The organism is Lederbergia wuyishanensis, from assembly GCF_022900255.1.
GTDB lineage: Bacteria > Bacillota > Bacilli > Bacillales > Bacillaceae_C > Lederbergia > Lederbergia wuyishanensis.
Genome location: NZ_JALIRM010000019.1, coordinates 24,057 through 47,298 on the forward strand (window position 1 = coordinate 24,057; position 23,242 = coordinate 47,298).

Sequence of the window (23,242 nt, forward strand, 5' to 3'; positions counted from 1 at the left end):
AAGGTCTAGCATTGCTGCTATTCTTAAACTTTAAATTATGAAAAAGTGATTTCATCGTCAGCCATCAATTGTTCAGATGAGAAAAGAGCTTCGACTCTATAAGAATCGCTAGACGCGGATATTAATTATAAAAGAGAGATTTGGGCTTTTACAAAAACAACAGACTTTACGAAAACAGCCTTAATCAATCAGGTAAAAGGAGAATGACATGAAAGCTTTTGCTCTAGCCTCTCCAGGGCAATTTAAAATGTTTGAGAAAGATATACCTCTACCAGGGGACAACGAGATTCAAGTAAAAGTAAAGGTATGTGGAGTATGCTCTTCAGAAGTGGCTGTTTGGAAGGATATGGATCCGTCTGAACCACTCTTCCTTGGCCACGAAGTAAGTGGAGAGGTATCGGAAATTGGCAAAAATGTAAAACGGTTTAAAATTGGTGATCGCGTTACTGTTTTAGCCGAGCAAGGCTTTGCAGAGTACGTATGTGTACATGAGGAACGTGCAGTTCCCCTTTCAGATGATACAACTTACGAATTAGGGTTAGGTGAACCATTAGCATGTGCAATGAACGCCACTAAAAGGACAAACGTTCAAATCGGTGATACCGTCGCGATTATTGGTTTAGGATTTATGGGACAACTTATTTTGCAAGGTGTAAAACTAAAAGGTGCAGCTAAGATTATTGCAATCGATACTCGTGAGGAAGCCCTTGAGTTAGCGACAGAACTTGGTGCAACACATATAATCAATGCAAAAGAGGATGTCCGTCAAACAATAATGGAAATGACGAATCATCAAGGTGTGGATGTTGTCATAGAGGCTACTGGGACCCAACCAGCATTGGACTTGGCAACAGATATAATAAAAATTCGCGGTAGCTTAATAATATATGGTTATCATCAAGGACCGCCGAGAACAATTAACATGCAACAATGGAATTGGAAAGGATTAGATGTGGTAAATGCACATGAGCGCGATCCTAATGTATATATGGAAGGTATGAAATTAGGAATTAAATTGCTGGAAGAGGGACTCATTAACATGTCGTCGCTTGTGACCCATATTTATCCATTGGAAGAAGTTAATAAAGCTTTTGAATCCAATGTATCAAAGCCAAGAGGATTCTTTAAAGCAGTAGTTTCCTTATGATTTACACACGGAATAGATGTTTATAAGGGTCTGAAATTAAGGTCGAATAATTAGATTAGTAGAGAACGGCTAAAAAGGTGAGGGACTTTTCTACTAGAAAAAAAGGTAACTTTTAAAAATGAAACTAGCTTTATGACATATAAACTAGCTATTTTCCATTTACTAAGTTAAGTTTTTTAACTATTATTACTTTACAATTAATTTACAAATATTAAGTACATAAAAAGTAATTTCGGTTAATCGGCTTAAGATTATTAAATTTTTAATAGGTACCGACTAGTTGTAAGGGTTTCCAATCTCTACCCTTATACGAATGGTTTTAAACCCTATAAGGAGATAGTTATTTAATATTTTTGTAGGGTGATACATTGTTTAGGGGTTTTTGTATTTATTACGGCTCTACTATTCCAAAAACTTTTGGGAGGGTCAAAATGAAAAAGTTTTATCTTTCTTTTCTTATTATGACAATATTTGTGTTATTCCTCGCAGCTTGTAGCAGCGGGCAGCAATCATCCGGAACTAATAACGATCAAGAAAAAGAAAGTGAGCCAAAAGAAGAAGAAGTTGTACAAGAGGAAGAACCAGAAGAAACGTATGATCTAGGCGGCCGAGTAATTAAAATTGTCGATCATTACGACAGAAATCCATTAATTGGTACAGAGTTTGGTGATATTAGACAAGAGTTACTAGAAGCGGCTGAAAAGAAATACAACGTCAAAATTGAATACGTAGTTGTTCCTTTTGATGAAAAAGTTAACCAATTAACAACTTCTATATTAGCAGGCGATCCTTACGCAGACATTATTGGACTCAGTGCTACACAAGCAGGACCACTTATTCAACAAGACTTTTTCTACGCATTGGATGACATTGTTGATTTATCTAAATCGAAAATGACCCAAGGAATGAAAGACATTGGAAAGGTCAATGAAAAAGCATACATGATGAAATTCCAAGTGAACGAAAGTGGGGGTATGTACTACAACAAAACGATGTTTGAAGAAGCGGGACTTCAAGATCCATATGAATTACAAAAGAATGGAGAATGGACTTGGGAAGCGATGCTTGACGCAGCTAAAAAGCTGACAAAAGACGGGGTATATGGATTAAGCGCAGACCCAAGTATTATTTCTGAGTACTCTATTTTTTCAAATGATGCACAGTTTCTTGACACAAATACTGGGGAAATTGTTTTAGATTCGCCAAATTCTATTGAAGCATTAGATTTCGTTGTATCGCTTTATAACGAACATAAAGTAATCAAGCCTAATGAAGGAAATGACTGGGAGGATCCTCGCAGATATTTCACTGAAGGATTAGTAGGTATGACACAAGGATGGATTTGGGAAGCTTATGACCGTGTGGAAGCTCCGTTTGAATGGGGCTATGTAATGTGGCCAAAAGGACCTAAAGCGTCTTCAAACGTAGTTCCTCTATCCGACGTATCTGGTGACTTCATTCCTAAAGGGGTTAAAGATCCAGAAGTGGTATACAAAATCTGGGAAGATTTGCAGATTTGGGATGGTTGGGAAGACGATGTAGTTGATTGGTTTGAAAGCGTTTTACCAAGTGAAGAAGCAATTGATACTGCTGTCACAATGTTAGACAACATCAAGCCAAACTATTGGAAAGTTTATAATCTCAACGATGCATTTTACGAAACATTCTCCAACATTGCACACGGAGAAGAGTCGCCAACTCAAGCAATCGCTAAAATCAAAGGCGAAGCACAAGCTCGAGTCGATGAGTTTTTAGGTAAAAAATAGGATTCTCTAAATCTATTAGGTTTTTAAAATGGAAATTCCCGTCTATGTAAATATGCGTAAACGGGAATTTCTAAAAAAAGAATTCTAAAGCCTGGAAAGAAAAGATTATTAAATAACAAAGTTAAATAATAAAGCAAAAAAATGGCAGGAGGTGGTTTTAATGTTCAATCGCCAAACAAGAAAATGTATTACCTTTTTAACAGTATTTATGATGTTTTATTCTGGATTGTATCTACCTACCTTTAATCAAAAAACCTATGCCGAGTCTGAAACAGACATGCCTGCATCAGACGAAAGTTTCATTAGAAAAGATTTATATTCCCAGTATATAAATGAATATAAAAATGCACCTAAACCCCAATCAGAAATCCTTATCGAAGGAGAAGAATTTGCTGCCTCCAACGACATGAACCCTGAAATCCTAACAAATTTTGAAGGTATGAATGGCAAGGCTGTTAAAACAGAAGAAACAGGATCGATTACGTGGGAATTTGATGTCAAAGAAGAAGGACTATATAACATACAGTTAAAATATTTTCCGATTGAAGGGAAAAGCTCCTCTGCCGAAAGAGAACTTCTTATTAATGGGAAAGTACCTTTCCAAGGTGCTGCGACTTTAACCTTCTCTCGCTCTTGGAAAAATGAGTTGCCTGAAATTGAACGTGATAATCGTGGGAATGATTTGAGGCCAAGACAGGTTGAGGATCCAATTTGGATGGAAGTCGATCTCCAAGATAGTGAAGGTTATTATACTGAACCGTATTTATTTTATTTTAATAAAGGTAAAAATTCAATTTCCTTAGTTTCTTCTAGAGAACCGCTACTCATAGATTACATAAAGTTGTACCAGGTGAAAGACATTCCAACTTACGAAGAGGTTAAAGCTGAATACGAGAAAATGGGATATAAGGAAACAGATGGCGTTCAATTAAAGATTCAAGGTGAAGATGCCACATTAAAATCGGCACCAACTTTATATTCAATAAATGATCGCACGAGTCCTTCGACTGAACCGTATGATATATCCAAAATCCGTATGAATACGATTGGTGGCTATAACTGGAGATGGCCGGGCCAGTGGATTACATGGAAAGTGGATGTACCTGAAGATGGATTATATAAGCTTGGATTAAAATATAAGCAAAATATGCTGAGAGGTCTTTTTTCAGCAAGGAAGCTGCTTATAAACGATGAAGTGCCATTTAAAGAAGTGGAAAATATTCCTTTTTACTTTCATAACAGTTGGGAATTGGATGTACTCGGCGGGGAAGATCCATATTTATTTTATTTACCGAAAGGCACAAACGAAATTAAGCTTGAAGTTACACTCGGAGATGTTGCTCCACTTCTTCGCACAGTTGAATCTAGTGTTCTAGAATTGAACTATATTTATCGGAAAATTCTGATGGTTACTGGTGCAGTGCCAGATCCATATAGAGACTATCAACTTGAAAAGCACATTCCTGAAATGACGGAAATCTTTAGTAGACAAAGCAAAATTTTATATAAAGTTTCCGAAGAACTGGAAAGGGTGACTGGAGAAAAAAGTGATCAAACAGCAATTCTTAATACAATGGCATACCAGTTAGAGGACTTTGTGAAACGTCCAGAAACCATTCAAAGACGACTTGATACGTATAAAATCAATGTTGGTGGACTTGGTACATGGATATTAACGGTTAGAGAACAACCTTTAGAAATAGATTATTTTGTAGTTGCCTCACCAAAAGAAAAGATGCCAAAGCCAGACGCAACAGTCATAAGTAAAGCGATCCATGAAGTAGGCAGTTTTTTCTATTCATTCATTGAGGACTATAACAGTATTGGAAACGTTTCCGATGAAGAAGATGACAACACGATTACGGTTTGGATCGGGACTGGTCGTGACCAAGCACAAGTATTGAAATCGATGATTGATGATACTTTTACTCCACAAACGAATATTAATGTCAATTTGAAGCTTGTACAAATGAACGTATTGCTTCCTGCAACATTAGCTGGACAAGGTCCTGATGTGGCAATGCAGATTCAGAACGATATACCGGTTAACTATGCGATGCGTAATGCTGTCGCGGACTTAACTCAGTTCGATGATTTTGAAACAGTTCAAACGAGATTTAGGGATAGTGCTGTATTGCCATTCCGATTTAATGATGGAGTATATGCCCTTCCAGAGCAGCAAGTGTTCAGTATGATGTTTTACCGGAAAGATATTTTTGAGGAATATGGTTTAAAGGTTCCAGAAACTTGGGATGAGCTATATGAAATATTGCCCGCTTTACAGAAAAATCACATGGAAATGGCATTACCGCTAGATCCTCCTGCACAAATGGTGAACTTAATTCCGAATCAAACATTCACAATGATGCTCTTCCAAAATGATGGAAAACTGTACAAGGAAAAAGATATAGGCAGTGCTTTAGACTCGGAAATGTCAATGGAAGCTTTTAAAAATTGGACAAGTCTTTATACGAACTATAAATTGCCGCTGCAATTTGATTTCCCGAACCGTTTCAGAACAGGGGAAATGCCAATTGGTATTGCAGATTATACGTTCTATAACCATCTATCCGTTTCTGCTCCTGAAATAAGAGGCTTATGGGAATTTGTTCAAATTCCAGGAACTCCGCAAAATGACGGAACGATAAGACGAGAGGTTAGCAGCTCGGGAACATCTGCCATTTTGATGGAGCAATCAAAAAATAAAGAGGCTTCATGGGAGTTTTTAAAATGGTGGACAAGTAAAGAAGTACAGGTTCGTTTTGGAAGGGAAATGGAAGGATTGATGGGTGCGGCTGCTCGATATCCGACTGCGAATATAGAAGCATTGAAAGAGCTCCCTTGGCCTGTAAAAGATTATGAACAGTTAGAAAAACAGTGGCAATGGGTACGTGGAGTGCCTGAGGTTCCAGGGGGATATTTTACTGGAAGGCATTTAGACAACGCATTTAGGGAAGTTGTCAACAATGGTACAAATCCTCGAGAAGCTTTAAATGATTTCATTATTTATATAGATGATGAAATCCGGGTTAAGAGGAAAGAATTTAATTTGCCACTGGAATAGGAGGGGGACACCATTTTATCAGAGACAAAGCAAACGGAAGCTACTGTCGCAAGACCCGTTGCTGAGATAGTAAAGCTTCCTTCAGGAAAGCCGACATTCTTTCAAAAAGTAAAACGGAATATCAGTATCCATAAACATTCATACATTTTAATGGCGCCTTACTTTACACTGTTCTTTCTCTTTACGGTTCTTCCTGTACTAATTTCAATTGGGATTAGCTTTACGTATTTTAACATGTTGGAAGCGCCGCGCTGGGTAGGATGGGATAACTACGCGAGATTATTTTTAGAAGATGATGTATTTTTAATATCTTTAAAAAATACAATTGTTTTCGCTGCAGTAACAGGACCTGTAAGTTATATAGCATGTTTTGTGTTCGCATGGGTTATTAATGAATTTCCACCTAAATTTAGAGCGTTTATGACATTAATATTCTTTGCACCTTCAATTTCGGGAAATATTTACTTTATATGGCTTGTTGTTTTCTCAGGTGACACTTACGGCTATGCAAATGGATTTTTAATGAAGATTGGATTAATTTATGAGCCGATTCAATGGCTGCAAGATCCAAAATATATGCTTGCAATCGTTATGTTAGTTCAGTTATGGCTAAGTTTAGGAACAAGTTTCCTTGCATTTATCGCTGGGTTGCAAACAATTGATCGGACACTGTTTGAAGCAGGGGCAATTGATGGAATACGAAATAGATGGCAGGAGTTATGGTATATTACATTGCCATCGATGAAGCCACAATTATTGTTTGGAGCGGTAATTCAAATTACAACCTCCTTTGCTGTGGCTGATGTATCGATGGCGCTCGCAGGATTTCCGAGTGTTCAATACGCAGCTCATACGATTGTCACACACTTAATTGATTATGGAACAATTCGTTTTGAAATGGGATATGCATCGTCTATTGCAACAATTCTGTTCATTATTATGATGGCGACAAACTTGATTACACAAAAGTTACTGCGGAAGGTGGGTGAATAACTGATGGAATTAGCACTTCCGAGGAGAAGAAAAAAGAAGCTTAATCGCTCTTGGTACGGAACATTTTTTCTCTTCATTTTCCTAGGTTTATTCGGATCATTTATGGCTCTGCCGTTAGTCTATACAATCAATAATGCTTTCAAGCCATTAGATGAAATCTTTCTTTTCCCACCTAGGTTTTTTGTTAGAAATCCGACCATTAATAACTTCATAGATTTATTTAATTTAATGGCAGATTCTTGGGTTCCATTTACGAGATATGCGTTTAATACATTCTTTATCACAATAGTGGGTACAGCGGGTCACATTATATTTGCGGCCGCAGCAGCGTATCCACTTGCAAAGCACAAATTTCCTGGATCGAATATTCTTTTTAATATTGTTATTTTGTCCTTAATGTTTTCGCCTCACGTTACGGCGATTCCTAACTATATTACGATGGCTACTCTTGGATGGGTAGATACATATTGGTCCATCATTGTTCCATCGTTCGCCTTTTCACTAGGCCTCTATTTAATGAAGCAGTTTATGGAACAGATCCCTGATACACTGCTCGAGGCCGCAAGAATTGATGGTGCAAGTGAGTATCGAATATTTTGGACAATCGTTATGCCGATGGTGAAGCCGGCTTGGCTTACGTTGATGATTTTATTATTCCAACAATTATGGGGAACAGATGGTGGAAACTTTATTTATAGCGAAGAATTGAAAACAATGCACTATGCGATGGGGCAGATTATTCAAGGGGGAATTGCTCGTGCAGGTGCAGCAGCGGCAGTTGCATTACTCCTCATGTCCGTCCCTATTACAGTCTTTTTGTTCTCGCAAGCTAGCATTATACAGACAATGTCTTCTTCTGGGATGAAGGATTAGGGGGGAGGAAGAGAAATGAAACTTTTTATCAAAAGTGTTTGTCTATTAGCAGCAATCATGATTTTTACTACAATCATGGCGCCGTTTACCTCCGCGGCATCTCCATATGAGGGATACAATTATTCTTATTGGAAGAAGTCTGTTCCATCTGCTATTCCATATTTACCTGACATTGTTGTTGATGGAAGACATACAGAATACGGTTTGCTCAATGCTCCAGATGATATGTATGTAAGAAATGACAAGATTTATATTTTAGATACAGGAAACGATCGAATCGTTATTCTTAATCAAAAATATGAGTTTTTAAAAGAGATTAAAGATTTTCAACATAACGCAAAAAAAGATCAATTCAGTAAGCCGCAGGGGATTTTTGTCACTGAAGAGGAACACATATATGTGGCGGATACCGGGAATCGGCGAATAGTACAGTTGACAGGAACAGGGGATTTTATAAGAGAAATAGGTCCTCCTGAATCTGATGTTATTCGTAAGGGATTTGAATACCACCCTGTTAAAATTGCCGTTGATAAAGCACAGCGAATTTATGTGATTGGTAGAGGTATTTACGACGGTATCATTGAGTTTGACCCTGACGGTATGTTCACAGGATATACGGGAGCTAATAAAGTTAAATTTAAGCCGATTGACTATTTTTGGAGATTGATAGCCACAAAAGAGCAAAGAGCTAAAATGGCATTGTTTTTACCGATTGAATTTAACAATCTGGATCTTGATGAGGATGGCTTTATTTATACTACAAACTCAGAAAGAAATACAACTACTCCCTTGCAACGACTGAATCCAACAGGAACGGATGTCATCCGTAAAGAAGGTTATCATCCGATAATAGGTGATATTCAGTTTACATATAGAGGGGAAAACGCAGGTGGAACGACATTCATTGATGTAAATGTCAATGAATACGGTATGTACAGTGGTCTCGATTTAAAGAAGGGAAGAGTCTTCACATATGACGAGGACGGGAATTTATTATACATTTTCGGAAAAATCGGTGATCAAGTAGGTACATTTAAGACGCCTTCTGCGATTGAAAGAGTAGGTGAAGATATCCTTGTACTTGATAAAGGCTACAACAATCTAATTGTTTTTAAACCGACAGAATTTGGCCGAAATGTAAATGAAGCTGTAAGACATTATCATCTAGGCGAAGACAAGGAATCAGCTGCTTATTGGGAAAAGGTATTGAGACTGGACGCAAACTTTGAAGTTGCTTATGTAGGTATAGGAAAAGCACGCCTGATGGAAGGCAAGAACAAAGAAGCAATGACCTATTTCAAAAACGGAAACAGTAAAAAGTATTACTCAAAAGCCTTTAAACGATATAGACAGGAAATTCTTAGAGAGAATTTCGGAGTAATGATGACGACGATCGTACTTATTCCTTTGTTATATATCGGATTTAGAGTGTATCGAAGCGTTAGAAGAAGGAGGGCGAGTGCAGTTGTGGAATGAGCTAATTAAATATCCTTTTTATGTCATTGTTCATCCATTTAAAGGGTTCTGGGATGTTAAATATGAAGGAAAAGGAAAACCACAAATTGCTTTATCCATCCTATTACTATTAACCCTTGTTATTACGTTAAAACGCCAGTTTACAGGGTTTATTGTAAATTTTAGCAATCCTAACACATTAAACAGTATTGATGAATTAATTTTCATTGTCTTGCCATTCTTTCTTTTCTGTATTGCTAACTGGGCAATCACAACGTTGATGGATGGAGAAGGAAAATTTATTGAAATCATTACGGTAACAGCTTATGCACTATTGCCAATGGTCATTATTTACGCTGCTACTACCATCATCAGTAATTTTATAACGTTTGAAGAGGCTCCACTCTTCTTTTTACTAGAATCAATTGCAATGTTTTGGTTCCTTGGATTGTTATTTGTAGGAATCATGACAGTCCATCAATATTCAGTCAGTAAGACAATTGCTACGTTTATTATTACAGCAATGGTTATGGGTGTAATGATCTTTTTAGGTTTGCTGTTTTTCAGTTTAATTCAACAATTAGTGACGTTTGTAGAAACGGTCTATAAAGAAATCATATACCGGCTTTAGAAGGGAGGTTAGCGATATGTCCCGGAATACAAAAATAATAAGCATTATGTGTATATTGCTTATGCTATTAGGAATGAATGCTACTGTTCCAAAAGGTTATGCGAATACAGAGGAATCTGGAAGCGCAGATTCATCAGAAGAAGCAACTGAAAATAGCTCTGAAGAAAAAGCGGATGAACCTGCACCTGTAGTAGACATTAAAGGATCCACTATTGAAGAGATGAAAATGGTCGCGTCTACTGAAACACTAGAACTTTATTTCAATGAAGAAACTGCTGATTTTGCAATAAAAGAAAAGCGAAATGGGAAGGTTTGGTATTCCAATCCTGCTGATCGGGAAAAAGATACTTTTGCTGCTGCTGAAAATAAAGGTTTACTGAGTTCTCAAGTAGTGTTGAATTATTTTAACCCGAATGGACAAACATCGAGAATGGATAGTTATAGAGATAGTGTAATGAAGGAACAATTTGTATTCGAAAAAGTGGATAATGGAATCAAAATTGTCTATACAATTGGGAATGCGGAAAAAGGTATAGAACAAATTCCAGTAAAGATGAGTAAGGAAAGATTCCACACATTGATTCTCGATAAAATTAAGGATGAAAAGACAAAAAAGGATTTCCAAAAACGGTTTAAATATATTAAGGAAGAGGACGTTTATGAACGAAGAGACGGAGCCTTCTCTAAAGTAGCGATAAACCGTGCTGTACAATTGTTTGCTGAAGTCGGCTATACGGAAGAAGACTTGGCACAAGATAATGTGGAGCATGGGGGAGAGGTAGGAGAAACCCAAAACTTTCCGATGTTCGTCATTCCAATCATTGTACAGCTTGACGGAGATAGTGTGACCGTAAATATTAAAGGCAGTGAAATTGATTATAATGAACAATTTCCAATTAATACAATTCAAATTCTTCCGTTTTTCGGAGCAGCTGGTAAAGATGAAACGGGTTATATGCTTGTACCCGACGGATCTGGTGCTTTAATAGAACTTAATAACGGAAAAAATCACTATCAACCGTATTCAGCTCGTGTATACGGAAAAGACGAGGCAGTATTAGAAAAAACGGATCAATTAACGAGTGAAGATATTAAACTCCCTATCTTTGGTATGAAACAAGGAGACTATGCCTTTTTTAGCATTATTGAAGAAGGAGACGGTATTGCTTCAATTGAAGCGGATGTCTCAGGACGTTTGAATTCGTATAATTCAGTATATAGCACTTTCGTTTTGAAGAACTCAGGTGAGATTACTCTATCTGGGGGAAACCGATCTAATACAACGTTTGTCTTTCAAAAAGGTGAGTATAAAGAAAACATTACAATCCGATATGCTTTTCTAAATGGTGATCAAGCAAATTACACGGGGATGGCAAACTACTACCAAAAATATTTGATTGACAAATATCAGCTTGAGCCATTGGAGCAGGAAGACAATATCCCTTTTTATCTTGATTTGACTGGTTCCATATGGAAAAGAAAAACGATATTAGGAATTCCTTACAAATCATTGGAACCACTTACAACTTTTGAAGAAGGGAAAAAAATCGTTAACGAATTAATGGACGAGGATATAAAAAATTTAAAAGTGCGTTATACCGGTTGGTTTAATGAAGGAGTCAACCATAAAATTCCAACTAGCGTCAATGTAGATAGTAAAATCGGTGGTAAAAAAGGGCTTGAAGGCTTTGCACAGTTTCTTTCAGAAAATAATGTAGATTTTTATCCGGATGTGGCTTTTACGAATGTTTATCGTAATACAATTGGGTTCAGCCCTTCAAGGGATGCATCTAGGTATATTACTAAAAAAATCGCACAAATTTATCCGACGAATTTGGCGACTTATCGTCAAGATATTCAGAATCGTACACCTTATTATTTATTGTCACCAGCCAAACTACCAAATTACGTAGATGAATTTATAAAAGACTATGAAAAGTTTAATATTAACGGCCTATCACTCCGAGATATAGGTAGTATGCATTCTGATTACAGAGAGAAAAAGGTAATAAATCGAGAGCAATCGAAAAAAGCTATGGAAGAACAAATGAATAAGTTAAAAGGAAAGTTTACTAATTTGTTGACTATTGGTGGGAATGCACCAGAGCTGCCATATGCCAAATCAATTCTCGAAGTACCTCTTTCCAGCAGTAATTTTAATATTACAGATAAAAGTATTCCGTTTTATCAAATGGTCATCCATGGATATATCGATTATGCTGGTAAGCCCGTAAATTTAAATGATGATCAATATATTCGAAATCAAATATTGAAAGCATTGGAGACAGGATCAAACGTTTACTTTAGCTGGTTTTATAAAGATCCTTCCGTTATTAAAGAAACAGAATTTAATCATTTAATATCGTCGAATTATCATTTATGGCTAGATGAATCAATCAATATGTATAACGAAGTGAACTCGGTGCTAAAAGACGTAAGGAATAAGGCGATTACTTCGCATAAAGAGCTTGCAGAAGGTGTCTATGAAACTACTTATGGAAATGACTACTCAATCATCGTTAACTATAACGGAGAGGCTGTAACCGTAGATAATAGAATCATTGAGCCTGAAAGCTATATTATTGGACGGGGGGAATAAACGATGCTTCCTAAACTGAAAAAATTGTCCCTTGAACAAAGAAAAGGTTTATGGGGCTGGGCTTTTATCTCGCCATGGCTAATCGGTTTTACACTACTGTTTGCTGTTCCCTTGTTACAATCTCTTCGTTATAGCTTTAGCAAATTATCACTATCGCCAACTGGGATACATTTGGAGTATTTAGGTTTCGCCAATTATGAGGAAGCTTTAACGAAAAATGTTGATTTTAACAAGACACTTATCGAAGTGGTCGTAAATATGGTTGTAAATGTCCCGTTGATAGTTATTTTTAGCCTATTTATTGCTACCATACTGAATCAAAGATTTCGGGGGCGAATGGTAGCAAGGGCCATTTTCTTTTTACCGGTTATCCTCGCATCAGGTGTCATTGCAAGTATAGAGAGTGGGGATTTTTTACAAAGTGCGATGATGGGTTCTGGAGGAGAAGAAGAACAGGCGGGGACAGGACTAAGAAGTTTTGAGCTGCAAAAGCTCCTTCTTGAAGCGGGTTTAAATGAATTTATAGTCAATTATTTAACGGGTGCGGTTAATAGGATTTATGAAATTGTAAGTGCATCGGGCGTTCAAATTATCATCTTTCTTGCTGGGCTGCAATCCATTTCCCCGCAGCTTTACGAAGTTGCGAAAATTGAAGGTGCGACAAGCTATGAATCTTTTTGGAAGATTACACTTCCAATGATTAGCCCACTTATATTAACAAATGTTATTTACAGTGTAATTGACTCGTTTACGGATAACAAAATGACAACATTGCTAAGATCAACTGCATTTGGAAAAACTTTTGATTATGGATTAAGCGGTGCCATGGCGTGGATTTATTTCCTTGTCATCTCAGTCATTTTATTAATCAGTACCTTCTTTATTTCGAAAAAAGTATTCTACCAATAGTGTGAGGAGGGAAAAAATGGAGAGAACGGTGCTTGAGGAAAAGTCGATTGCCATTAAAAAAGTCAATGCGAGGAAAGAAAGGCATTTTTCCATTCCTTTTGAAAAGATTAAAAGCATGGCATGGACTTTAGTCAGGTCAGTGTTGATAATCGGATTGTCCTTTGTCATTCTTTATCCGATCATTTTAAAGGTTTCCATCGCCTTTAAACACAAATCAGATTTATATGATCCAAATGTGATGTACATCCCTCGTCATTTTACCTTGGAGAATTTTAAATACGTAATGGAATCGATGAATTATTTTAAGGTAGTGTGGAATTCGTTTTTGCTTTCGGGAAGTACAATGCTATTGACTACAATTTCATGTGCACTTGTAGGATACGGATTTGCACGCTTTAAATTTCGAGGGAATAATATTCTTTTTGCGCTAGTAATCTTGACGATTCTCGTTCCACCACAAACAATCATGGTACCAACGTATTTACAATATCGAAATTTCGATGTGTTTGGTATTATCGGATTATTTAATGGTGGAGAAGGAATTAAACTACTTGGGACATTTTGGCCATTCATTATTTCTTCTGCAACAGCAATGGGATTAAAAGCTGGTCTGTTTATCTTTATTTTTAGACAGTTTTTCAAAGGAGTTCCGAGGGAAATTGAGGAAGCAGCACTTGTGGACGGAGCGGGCGTTTTCAAGATATTTTTCCGTATTATGCTTCCTAACGCCATCCCCGCCATTATTACGGTTATGCTATTTTCATTTGTATGGCAATGGAATGACACGTACTTTACAACAATGTTCCTTGAGAGTGCTAGTGTTATATCTTCCCAGGTGCAAATCGCCGGTGCTACAATTGCTTCAAAGTTAACGGCTGCGTCGGGTTCAGGACAGATTGATCCATTTTATCTATCGATGCTCGTAAATACTAGCGTTTTACTAGCCATAACACCACTCATCGTTTTGTACATGTTCGTCCAAAGGCATTTTGTTGAAAGTGTTGAGAGAACAGGGATTGTCGGGTGATGATTTTAAAAAGACATCCATATACTCCTTTTTGATGATGCCACTTCTTGCTACTTGCTGAAATGCTCACCTGGACCCATGAACTTACAAGGTTAATAGAGTAATAACATGAAAGAGGCTTTCGAATGGAATGCCTCTTTCATATGGAATATTGGTTCTTTCACTTAAAAATTTTTGTTAAGACGAATACCGTTGACCTAAGAAAATAGAAGCGTGATATTAATGGGTAATGCTAAAGCCAATGTGATATTAATCAACCAAGTGGGATATCTATCATAAGAACTCTGAAAAGATTGCGCAATTTATAAAAGCAGGAACGTTTCAAATAGTGGATGAGAGTAAAAGTCAATTTGTATTTTCAAGTGAGGTCACTCAATCAATGTATTCTGATTTCATCAATGCAGATTTGTATTATGGTGATTTCTCAGAGCTTATTGAACCGGGAAATTACCTATTGGAATTCACCTGCATTATTTGCCATTTCACATTTTGTAAAATGAATAAAAGCGAGAAGCCTGTCTTTATATGACAGTCTCTCGCTCTAATTAATTTACAATAGATCTTGCTTTTAAGAAGCAACGATGACAAAGAATATAAACAATATATGCTGCCACACTGAAAGCAATGATAGATAAAACGGGAATTAGATACACAATAAGTGCAGTAGAAATTAGAAGTAAAACTAATAATATCGTTATTGGAAAATACATTATGGAATACATAAATGAGAGCTTAATTGTTTTCTTAAATGGTAATTTATGCTGAACCATAACAGGAAAAAAATATATGCCCGTGAACAATATAACGATACTAATTAATAAAATGGTTGAAAAAACGATAATCCGCATGAAGGTAGATAGCTCTTGAATAAACAAATAATCTAAATATAATAAACAGAAGCCACCAAAGAATAATAAGCCGGTTAAAAAGCTTTGTGTGAAGTATTTTTTAAAATAAGATAAAAAGGAGGAAAGGATAGGAATGTGTTTATCTTCCTTCCAATCTTTCAATATAGCGAACATAGCAGAGGTAGCCGGAAAAACAGTAATGATTGGGAGAGAGAACAATATCCAAAGTAAATTTAGAAGAAAGAAATTTGATATGGTTTCCATCATCCCATGAAAATGCGTATTTAATAGCTTCATGATATTCCCCCGATGCAATATTTATATAATAGAATTTCGCGAATAGTTATTTTCAATGCGATACTGTTTAGGGGAGATACCTATATATTTCTTAAACATTTTAGAGAATAATAATTGGTCTTCATAACCTACTAAACGGGCTACGTCCCCAATCGATAAGTCTTTTGCATTTAAAATAGAGCAAGCTTTATTTAGCCTAAATCGAATTAAATATTCCTGAACACCTAAATTTAGATATTCTTTGAACAAAGATGAGAGATAACTTCGATCTAGTCCGATATATTCAGCAATACTTGAAACAGTTATCTTCTTCGCAAAATTTGCTTCTATATAATCAATAACTTTATTAATGTACTCTTCTTTTTTTATTTGTCTATTAATCACTTTTTGCTTTGGATATTCTTCTACAAGAGAGGATAGAAGTAAATATAATAGTCCCTGAATTTTTAAATCATCTTCTATTGTATGTTCTTTATCAATGGAAGATAAAAATTGTCGAAACCATATATCATCCTCATCAAATAAAAAAACAGGCAAGTCCGTTGTAAGTTTTGTTTTATTAATAATATTCTTTGCTTGAATGCCATTAAAACCAATCCAGCAATAGGTCCAAGGATTAATACTATCCGACTTATAATAGGTTTCTACATCAGGTTTGATTAAAAAGGCTTGTCCTTTTTTGATATAATGCAATTCGTTTCCAACCTTAAAGATGCCCTTTCCTTCAATTACAAAATGAATTAAATAATAATCTCTAGACGTTGGACCAAAAAATTGATTTGGATAACACTTCTCAATACCGTAATTATGAATAAATAAATCTTTATATAAAAAGTTATTCGGTACATAAATTAGGGTTTGAGTCAAATTCACCCCTCCCTTTTGGAAGCGCTTTTATTAAGTATAACATAATTTTAACAATCATGTTACATAAAATTACAAAAATTTTAATATTTGGATTTTACAATTTTTATATTTTAATTCAGGACGGAACTCTTGACACATACCATTAAATATCTGATGATAATAGTGTAATTTTATAGGAATTAATTGTTAAGAAAGGGAGAGGCAGGATGAATTATCGTCGACTTGGTAGATCTGGTTTGAAGGTCAGTGAAATTAGTTTGGGGAGCTGGCTGACATATGGTAAGTCAGTGGAAGATGATACAGCAACAAAGACAATACATAGAGCTTACGAATTAGGTATCAATTTTTTTGATTCTGCAAACGTTTACGAGCAAGGACAAGGCGAAACTGTTATGGCTAAAGCGTTGAAGGAATTTCCTCGTGAATCATATGTCCTTACAACAAAAGCTTTTTGGCCAATGGGTGATGGTCCAAATGACAGAGGTTTATCCCGTAAGCATGTATTCGAGCAGCTGCACAATAGCTTAAAACGTATGGAATTAGATTACGTTGATATTTTTTATTGTCATCGCTATGATCCTGAAACACCAGTGGATGAGACATTGCGTGTCATCGATGATTTAATTCGTCAAGGAAAGATTCTATATGCAGGAGTTAGTGAATGGACTGCAGCTCAAATTGAAGAGGCAGTTGGAATTGCTGATAAATATTTATTAGATAGAATAGTTGTGAACCAACCTCAATATAATATGTTGCATCGTTATATTGAAGATGAGGTCATACCAGTATCTAGTAAATACGGAATCTCTCAAGTTGTTTTCTCTCCGCTTGCACAAGGTGTATTAACTGGAAAATACTTAAGTGGTAATGTTCCAGAAAATAGTCGTGCTGCAAACGATAATATTAACATGTTCGTAAAAGGTTTCTTGAATGAAGATGTGCAAAGAAAAGTAACACAATTGGATACATTAGCAAAAGAGATAGATACAACATTGCCTGCATTGGCACTTGCGTGGGTGCTGCGTCAACCAAATGTAGCGAGTGCATTAGTAGGAGCAAGCCGTCCTGAACAGATTGAAGCAAATGTTAAAGGAGCAAGCTTGCAATTAACAGGTGAAGTAATTGACAAAATTGAAGAAATCCTAACTTAAAAAATGGAGGATGTTCCAAAGTGAGTTGGTTGGTCCTCTCCACACCATGAGTAAATATGGGAGGAGACGGTTTTTTCCCACCTTTCTTTGGAACGCCTCTTTTTTGATAGAAAAGCGGAAGAGACCTGCAGCTGGATTTGCAAGGCTAATTCCACAAAAGAGAAGGACCGAAAGTTTGTTAGTCGATGGTTGCTTGAGGTAGACATCTTGAATAAAATTAATAATTTTACTTTTATGGAGGGAGAGGTTCAAGTGGAGCACAAATTTGCAGCGCAATTATATACTGTGCGCGAGGAATTGGCAAAAGGAATCAGGCCTGTTTTTCAGGAATTGAAAGAAATGGGATGGGCAGGTGTCCAGATCTCTGCACTTCCAGCAGATCATGACCCACAAGAAATTTCAGCTATTCTAAAAGAAACGGGTTTAGGAACCGCGGGAATGCATATTTCATTAGATCGCCTTGAAAATGATCTCGAAAATGTCCTTAAAGAGGCAGATCTTTATGACACAAAAGACATTGTTTGCCCATACCTCCCACAGGAATATTGGAATCAAGAAGGATATACAAAAGTAAAAGAAAACTTGAATGCTATTGCTAGAAAAGCTCCAGATTATCGAATCAGCTATCATAACCATGCGTTTGAATTAGAGACGGAAATCAATGGAGTTTCTGCTCTTGAATTCTTATTAGAACCTTCAGAAGATAACTTGATTTTAGCTGAAGTTGACGTGTACTGGGTGAAAAAAGGTGGGCGTGATCCACTCTCCTTTATCCAACCATACGCCAATCGAATGCCAATTATCCATTTAAAAGATATGACTAATGATGAAAAAGAACTCTTTGCAGAAGTCGGTACAGGACAAATTGATTTTGTTCCAATTTTACAATGGGGCGAAAAATCAGGTGTTGAATGGTATGCGGTTGAGCAAGATGTCTGCCCAGGAAACCCTATGGATAGTTTGAAGATCAGCTTGGAAAATTTAATGAAATTAAAAGAACGAGTATAAGTGGGGGTGTGTTCATGGATCAAGTAAGAATAGGTATTATCGGAATGGGAAATATGGGATCGAGTCATGCTAAAAATATTTTTGATGGACATATAAAGGATGCCGTACTAACTGCAATTTGTGATGAGAGACCTGATCGAATCCAATGGTCAGAGGACGCGTTTGGAAATGAGGTTCAGAAATTCAGTTCGTATGATGATTTTTTCTCCAATGCTGATATTGATGGAGTCATCATTGCTACTCCGCATTATGATCATCCTTCACTAGCGATTAAAGCTTTTAAACGTGGATTGCATGTTTTGTGTGAAAAACCGGCTGGGGTTTATACTAAAAACGTAAGAGAAATGAATGAGGCAGCTGAAAGAAGCGGAAAAGTATTTAGTATGATGTTTAACCAACGGACAAATCCTCTCTATCAAAAAGTAAGAGAGATAATTACTTCCGGAGAACTTGGTGAGATTAAACGGACAAATTGGATTATTACGGATTGGTACCGCTCACAAAGTTACTATGATTCAGGCGGCTGGCGTGCCACGTGGGCTGGTGAAGGTGGCGGCGTTATGCTCAACCAATCGCCGCATCAGCTTGATCTGTGGCAGTGGACAACTGGCTTAATGCCTAAGCGTGTTCGAGCATTTAGTGGTTTTGGAAAGTATCATGACATTGAAGTGGAAGACGATGTTACCGCTTATGTTGAATATGAAAATGGTGCGACCGGAGTATTCATAACTTCTACAGGAGAGGCACCTGGAACGAATCGCTTTGAAATTGCAGGAGACCGTGGAAAGCTTGTCGTGGAAGATAACAAACTAACTTTTTCACGACTAACACAGTCAGAACGTGAATTCAACCGTACGTATAAAGGTGGTTTTGGTGAGCCGGAATGTTGGAAGATAGATATTCCAATTCGTGGAAGGGCGACAGATCATATTGGTATTATGAATAACTGGGTAGACGCTATTTTAAATGGTGCAGAACTGCTAGCACCTGGTGCAGAAGGTATTAACAGTCTAGCGATATCAAATGCAGTCTATTTATCTAGCTGGACGGATGACTGGGTAGAAATGCCGATTGATGAAGATCTTTACTATGAAAAGCTGCAAGAAAAAATTCAACAGTCTACCTTTAAAAAGGAAGCAAAGGATCTTACTTTAGATGTAAGTGGAACCCATTGATGATATGATAAGTAAAATCCGGATGAGACGTAATGTCTCTCCGGATTTTAAGTATGGTTATAGGGAGCTGTTTTGATTGAAACAACAGAATTTTACAAGCGGATCTATATGGAGGCAGCTCATTACCTTTTCAGCCCCAATCATGGTAACAAACCTTCTACAAATCTCGTATCAATTCATTGATAGTTTATGGGTTGGTAATTTACTTGGTGCTGATGCCCTTGGAGCTGTTGCGGTTTCAAGCACGGTTATTTTTACGGTACTATCATTTATTATTGGTATAAATAATGCTACTTTAACGATATTGTCCCAACTAAAAGGGAAGGAAGATCCATCGGCTCTACGTAGTTATGTAAATGCCTTTACCGTCATTCTAGGAACAATGGCAATTATTCTTGGAGCGGTTGGGTTTATATTCACGGAAAATATTTTAAGAATCCTCGGGACTCCTGATGCCATGCTTGCGGATGCATCGAACTATTTAAAAATTAACTTTTTAGGTATTCTTTTTTTATTTGGCTATAATTTTATTGCTACGGTATTCCGTGCCCTTGGTAATAGTAAAACGCCATTGCGATTTGTTATGATTGCGGTTGTTTTAAATGCAGTTTTAGATCCTTTATTTATTTACGTTTTTAAGTGGGGGATTCAAGGAGCGGCATATGCTACGATTTTTGCACAAGGAACAGCATTTATATATGGACTGTTCATCAGTCTTCATCATAAATTAATCCCCTTTTCTGTACCTTCGATTCCTAGAAAAGAGGAAGTTACTCTTATATTAGGTCAAGGGATTCCATCAGGTTTACAAATGATGGTGATTTCCGCTGGTTCAGCAGCCATTATGAGTGTTGTTACAGCATTTGGAAGTGGTACAGTAGCTGGTTTTGGTGCTGCACAGCGTCTTGAGAGCATCATTATGCTTCCGGCGTCTGCACTTGGAACTGCTGTGAATAGTATGGCTGGGCAAAATATCGCTGCAGGTAAGTGGGATCGTGTCCATAAAATTACATTATACGCAACCTTATTAAACCTTGGCGCGATGCTTGTTGCTTCTACATCTATCTTCTTTTTAGCAGCTTTAGGCATTCAATTATTTATTTCGGAAGCTGAAGCTGTAAAATTTGGGACCGAATATATTAAACTAGTTGCTTTTTTCTTCCCGTTTTTAGGATTTAATTTCGTATGGAATGGGGTCGTAAGGGCTTCGGGCGCAGCTGTTCAAGTACTTGTGTTGAACATCATTTCCTTTTGGTTGCTGCGCTATCCATTAACATATTTGTTTTCTAATATTCTAGGAGAAAAAGGAATTGCACTTGGAATGGGAGTCAGCTTTTTTATAAGCAGTTTCTTTGCCTTTGGATATTACCAGTTTGGGAAGTGGAGGAAGAAGGATTTGTTTGACGGGAAAGAAAATGAAAAAAGTGCAAACGCATGAAATGAGTGGATGAAATATGAGTCTAATAAAAATGTACATTATAAAAATGCTAGGATATATGATTGTGGCTTTGCCATTCTATATTATTGGTCGAGTAATTTTTTTGAAAAAGAAGAAAAAGCGAGTAGAACCTACACGTGAATTGATACTTGCTCTATTCGTTTTATACATAATTGGACTGTCTTCACAAACCATTATTCCGATGTGGAATGCTGGAATCTTAGGGGAAACTGGTGAATTCTATTTTGATGTTTATCTGTTTAATGATGCTGCCCACGTAAATCTGTTACCCTTCAGCACGATTAGTCAATATTTTTTCACCACAAATGCAAATGTAGATAACTGGGGCGGATTATCGCTAATAAATATCGTAGGAAACATATTTGTGTTTTCCCCGATTGGAATTTTTGTACCTATCCTTTGGAGGAGGCTGCAAACTTTTCCGAAAATATTATTATTGGGCTTAAGTGTGACTTGTTTTATTGAATTAGTCCAATTATTCATAGGACGCAGCACGGATATTGATGATGTGATTTTAAATACAATGGGTGTTGTAATTGGCTATGGAATTTACGTTTTGTTAAAATTTCCTTACCAAAAAATAGCATTTCGTTAATTTATTGTTTATCTTCCTTTAAACAATCGTTCATAATTTGTTAATAACTCCTGGATATGATGAGAACAAGTAATCAAGCGTTAGGAGGAAAAAACGATGACAGATATGAATGATCAAAATCAAGAAGTTATAGATTCTACAGAAAGAGCAAAACCGTATTTGAAACCGAAAAAAACAGGATTAAAAAGATTTTTTTCAACTGTGGGGGCTGGTGTAATTGGGTCGGCATTAACATTAACAGCTGTAACGTATACTCCATTATTGAAAGATGCGAATGCAATAAATAATAATAGTGCCCCAGAATCTACCGTGCAAACAGCAAATGATAGTTCCTATTCAGTACAGAAGGTGTCAGCTAATACAAAATCACTTGCAGATATGGTGGAAAGTACTTCTAAAGCTATTGTAGGTGTTGTTAATTTCCAAAATAAGAGGAGCCAATTTTCACCGATAGAAGAAAGCGTTGAAGTCGGTTCCGGATCTGGTGTAGTCTTCAAAAAAGATGGAAACGAAGCTTATATTGTAACGAATAACCATGTAATTGAAGGCGCTCAGAAAATTGAAGTTTCATTCTATAATGGTGAAAAGGCGAAAGCTGAACTTGTTGGTTCGGACGCATTAACGGATCTAGCAGTCCTAAAAGTGGATGGAAAATATGCTGATACTGTATTAAAGTTCGGTAATTCCGATGCGTTACGCGCTGGTGATCAAGTCGTTGCAATTGGTAATCCTCTAGGACTTGATTTTTCACGAACAGTTACACAAGGAATTGTCAGTGCTGTTAACCGAACTGTAAATGTAAATACTTCTGCTGGCGAGTGGGACTTGAATGCAATCCAAACAGATGCAGCGATTAACCCTGGAAATAGCGGAGGGGCGCTGATAAATTCAAATGGTGAACTCGTAGGTATTAATAGTTTGAAAATCTCAGAAAGTGGAGTGGAAGGACTTGGTTTTGCGATTCCTATAAATGATGCTATACCCATTATCGATGAAATCATTAAAAGTGGAAAAATTGAACGTCCATACATGGGAGTGAGTTTGGCAGATTTAGATCAAATTCCGCCACAATATTTGCGAGGTGTACCAGTAACTGTTGAAGATGGTGTGATGGTCGCTGCTATTGAGCCGAAGTCAGCAGCTGAAAAGGCAGGTCTTGAAGTAAAAGATTTGATTGTCTCCGTTAATAAAAATAAAGTTAAGAATTCAGGTGAATTGCGGAGATATTTATATACAAAGCTAAAAGCAGGAGACAAATTATCCTTAGAAGTTTATCGAGATGGAAAATTAAAAACAATCAACCTTACTCTTGCTAGTAAATAATTTAGAACTAAACCTCTTGCTATAAGTAAGAGGTTTTCTTGCTAAATTTTACATT

General features: G+C 36.7%; 19 protein-coding genes. 17 read left to right on the forward strand and 2 right to left on the reverse strand.

The window, feature by feature from the left end:
• Positions 1-208 precede the first annotated feature (208 nt).
• The 11 genes from MT489_RS21015 to MT489_RS22505 all read left to right on the forward strand — a co-directional run bounded on the left by MT489_RS21015 (position 209) and on the right by MT489_RS22505 (position 14,993).
• Positions 209-1,147 (forward strand): MDR/zinc-dependent alcohol dehydrogenase-like family protein, encoded by a 939-nt coding sequence (locus tag MT489_RS21015; RefSeq protein WP_244683522.1) that lies wholly within the window; start codon positions 209-211, stop codon positions 1,145-1,147.
• A 431-nt stretch (positions 1,148-1,578) separates the two neighbouring features.
• Entirely contained in the window at positions 1,579-2,913 is a 1,335-nt protein-coding gene (locus tag MT489_RS21020) for an ABC transporter substrate-binding protein (protein ID WP_244683523.1), read from the forward strand.
• Positions 2,914-3,073: 160 nt separating this feature from the next.
• Positions 3,074-5,977 (forward strand): extracellular solute-binding protein, encoded by a 2,904-nt coding sequence (locus MT489_RS21025; protein WP_244683524.1) that lies wholly within the window; start codon positions 3,074-3,076, stop codon positions 5,975-5,977.
• 66 nt (positions 5,978-6,043) lie between these two features.
• Positions 6,044-6,970, forward strand: a complete 927-nt coding sequence (locus MT489_RS21030) for a carbohydrate ABC transporter permease (RefSeq protein WP_244683559.1) — start codon at positions 6,044-6,046, stop codon at positions 6,968-6,970.
• A 3-nt stretch (positions 6,971-6,973) separates the two neighbouring features.
• Entirely contained in the window at positions 6,974-7,843 is an 870-nt protein-coding gene (locus MT489_RS21035) for a carbohydrate ABC transporter permease (protein ID WP_244683525.1), read from the forward strand.
• 15 nt (positions 7,844-7,858) lie between these two features.
• Positions 7,859-9,319 (forward strand): NHL repeat-containing protein, encoded by a 1,461-nt coding sequence (locus tag MT489_RS21040; protein WP_244683526.1) that lies wholly within the window; start codon positions 7,859-7,861, stop codon positions 9,317-9,319.
• Positions 9,303-9,929: a YIP1 family protein gene (locus tag MT489_RS21045; RefSeq protein WP_244683527.1), complete on the forward strand. Its 627-nt coding sequence runs from the start codon at positions 9,303-9,305 to the stop codon at positions 9,927-9,929. The genes MT489_RS21040 and MT489_RS21045 overlap by 17 nt, the downstream gene beginning before the upstream one ends.
• 16 nt (positions 9,930-9,945) lie before the next feature.
• Positions 9,946-12,528, forward strand: a complete 2,583-nt coding sequence (locus tag MT489_RS21050; protein ID WP_244683528.1) for a DUF5696 domain-containing protein — start codon at positions 9,946-9,948, stop codon at positions 12,526-12,528.
• 3 nt (positions 12,529-12,531) lie between these two features.
• On the forward strand, positions 12,532-13,437 hold the full coding sequence (locus tag MT489_RS21055; protein WP_244683529.1) for a carbohydrate ABC transporter permease: 906 nt from the start codon (positions 12,532-12,534) through the stop codon (positions 13,435-13,437).
• 16 nt (positions 13,438-13,453) lie between these two features.
• Positions 13,454-14,464: a carbohydrate ABC transporter permease gene (locus tag MT489_RS21060; protein WP_244683530.1), complete on the forward strand. Its 1,011-nt coding sequence runs from the start codon at positions 13,454-13,456 to the stop codon at positions 14,462-14,464.
• A 268-nt stretch (positions 14,465-14,732) separates the two neighbouring features.
• A complete protein-coding gene (locus MT489_RS22505; RefSeq protein ID WP_370876430.1) occupies positions 14,733-14,993 on the forward strand; it encodes a cellulase N-terminal Ig-like domain-containing protein in 261 nt (86 codons plus the stop codon).
• A 16-nt stretch (positions 14,994-15,009) separates the two neighbouring features.
• Here the strand turns inward: MT489_RS22505 and MT489_RS21065 are convergent, their stop codons facing one another.
• Entirely contained in the window at positions 15,010-15,609 is a 600-nt protein-coding gene (locus tag MT489_RS21065; RefSeq protein WP_244683531.1) for a YesL family protein, read from the reverse strand.
• Positions 15,610-15,630: 21 nt separating this feature from the next.
• Entirely contained in the window at positions 15,631-16,476 is an 846-nt protein-coding gene (locus tag MT489_RS21070; protein ID WP_244683532.1) for an AraC family transcriptional regulator, read from the reverse strand.
• 206 nt (positions 16,477-16,682) lie between these two features.
• Here MT489_RS21070 and MT489_RS21075 point away from each other — a divergent pair, with 206 nt between their 5' ends.
• From MT489_RS21075 to MT489_RS21100, 6 genes are all read left to right on the forward strand, one after another.
• Positions 16,683-17,627: an aldo/keto reductase family protein gene (locus tag MT489_RS21075; RefSeq protein WP_244683533.1), complete on the forward strand. Its 945-nt coding sequence runs from the start codon at positions 16,683-16,685 to the stop codon at positions 17,625-17,627.
• Positions 17,628-17,879: 252 nt separating this feature from the next.
• Positions 17,880-18,635: a sugar phosphate isomerase/epimerase family protein gene (locus MT489_RS21080; protein WP_244683534.1), complete on the forward strand. Its 756-nt coding sequence runs from the start codon at positions 17,880-17,882 to the stop codon at positions 18,633-18,635.
• 14 nt (positions 18,636-18,649) lie between these two features.
• Positions 18,650-19,810, forward strand: coding sequence for a Gfo/Idh/MocA family protein (locus MT489_RS21085; RefSeq protein ID WP_244683535.1), 1,161 nt, complete (start codon positions 18,650-18,652; stop codon positions 19,808-19,810).
• Positions 19,811-19,886: 76 nt separating this feature from the next.
• The gene (locus tag MT489_RS21090) at positions 19,887-21,248 is read left to right on the forward strand and encodes an MATE family efflux transporter (RefSeq protein WP_244683536.1); all 1,362 of its coding nucleotides are present in this window, start codon (positions 19,887-19,889) and stop codon (positions 21,246-21,248) included.
• Positions 21,249-21,264: 16 nt separating this feature from the next.
• Complete coding sequence (locus MT489_RS21095) at positions 21,265-21,864, forward strand: VanZ family protein (RefSeq protein WP_244683537.1); 600 nt, start codon at positions 21,265-21,267, stop codon at positions 21,862-21,864.
• Between the two features lie 96 nt (positions 21,865-21,960).
• On the forward strand, positions 21,961-23,187 hold the full coding sequence (locus MT489_RS21100; protein ID WP_244683538.1) for a S1C family serine protease: 1,227 nt from the start codon (positions 21,961-21,963) through the stop codon (positions 23,185-23,187).
• Positions 23,188-23,242: the final 55 nt, after the last annotated feature.

Excerpts from the sequence above, each read along its gene's own strand:
- MT489_RS21035 (WP_244683525.1), top strand. The coding sequence starts at position 6,974 with ATGGAATTAGCACTTCCGAGGAGAAGAAAAAAGAAGCTTAATCGCTCT.
- MT489_RS21025 (WP_244683524.1), top strand. The coding sequence starts at position 3,074 with ATGTTCAATCGCCAAACAAGAAAATGTATTACCTTTTTAACAGTATTT.
- MT489_RS21040 (WP_244683526.1), top strand. The coding sequence starts at position 7,859 with ATGAAACTTTTTATCAAAAGTGTTTGTCTATTAGCAGCAATCATGATT.
- MT489_RS21050 (WP_244683528.1), top strand. The coding sequence starts at position 9,946 with ATGTCCCGGAATACAAAAATAATAAGCATTATGTGTATATTGCTTATG.
- MT489_RS21015 (WP_244683522.1), top strand. The coding sequence starts at position 209 with ATGAAAGCTTTTGCTCTAGCCTCTCCAGGGCAATTTAAAATGTTTGAG.
- MT489_RS21065 (WP_244683531.1), bottom strand. The coding sequence starts at position 15,609 with ATGAAGCTATTAAATACGCATTTTCATGGGATGATGGAAACCATATCA.
- MT489_RS21095 (WP_244683537.1), top strand. The coding sequence starts at position 21,265 with ATGAGTCTAATAAAAATGTACATTATAAAAATGCTAGGATATATGATT.
- MT489_RS21085 (WP_244683535.1), top strand. The coding sequence starts at position 18,650 with ATGGATCAAGTAAGAATAGGTATTATCGGAATGGGAAATATGGGATCG.
- MT489_RS21020 (WP_244683523.1), top strand. The coding sequence starts at position 1,579 with ATGAAAAAGTTTTATCTTTCTTTTCTTATTATGACAATATTTGTGTTA.
- MT489_RS21100 (WP_244683538.1), top strand. The coding sequence starts at position 21,961 with ATGACAGATATGAATGATCAAAATCAAGAAGTTATAGATTCTACAGAA.
- MT489_RS21060 (WP_244683530.1), top strand. The coding sequence starts at position 13,454 with ATGGAGAGAACGGTGCTTGAGGAAAAGTCGATTGCCATTAAAAAAGTC.
- MT489_RS21055 (WP_244683529.1), top strand. The coding sequence starts at position 12,532 with ATGCTTCCTAAACTGAAAAAATTGTCCCTTGAACAAAGAAAAGGTTTA.
- MT489_RS21075 (WP_244683533.1), top strand. The coding sequence starts at position 16,683 with ATGAATTATCGTCGACTTGGTAGATCTGGTTTGAAGGTCAGTGAAATT.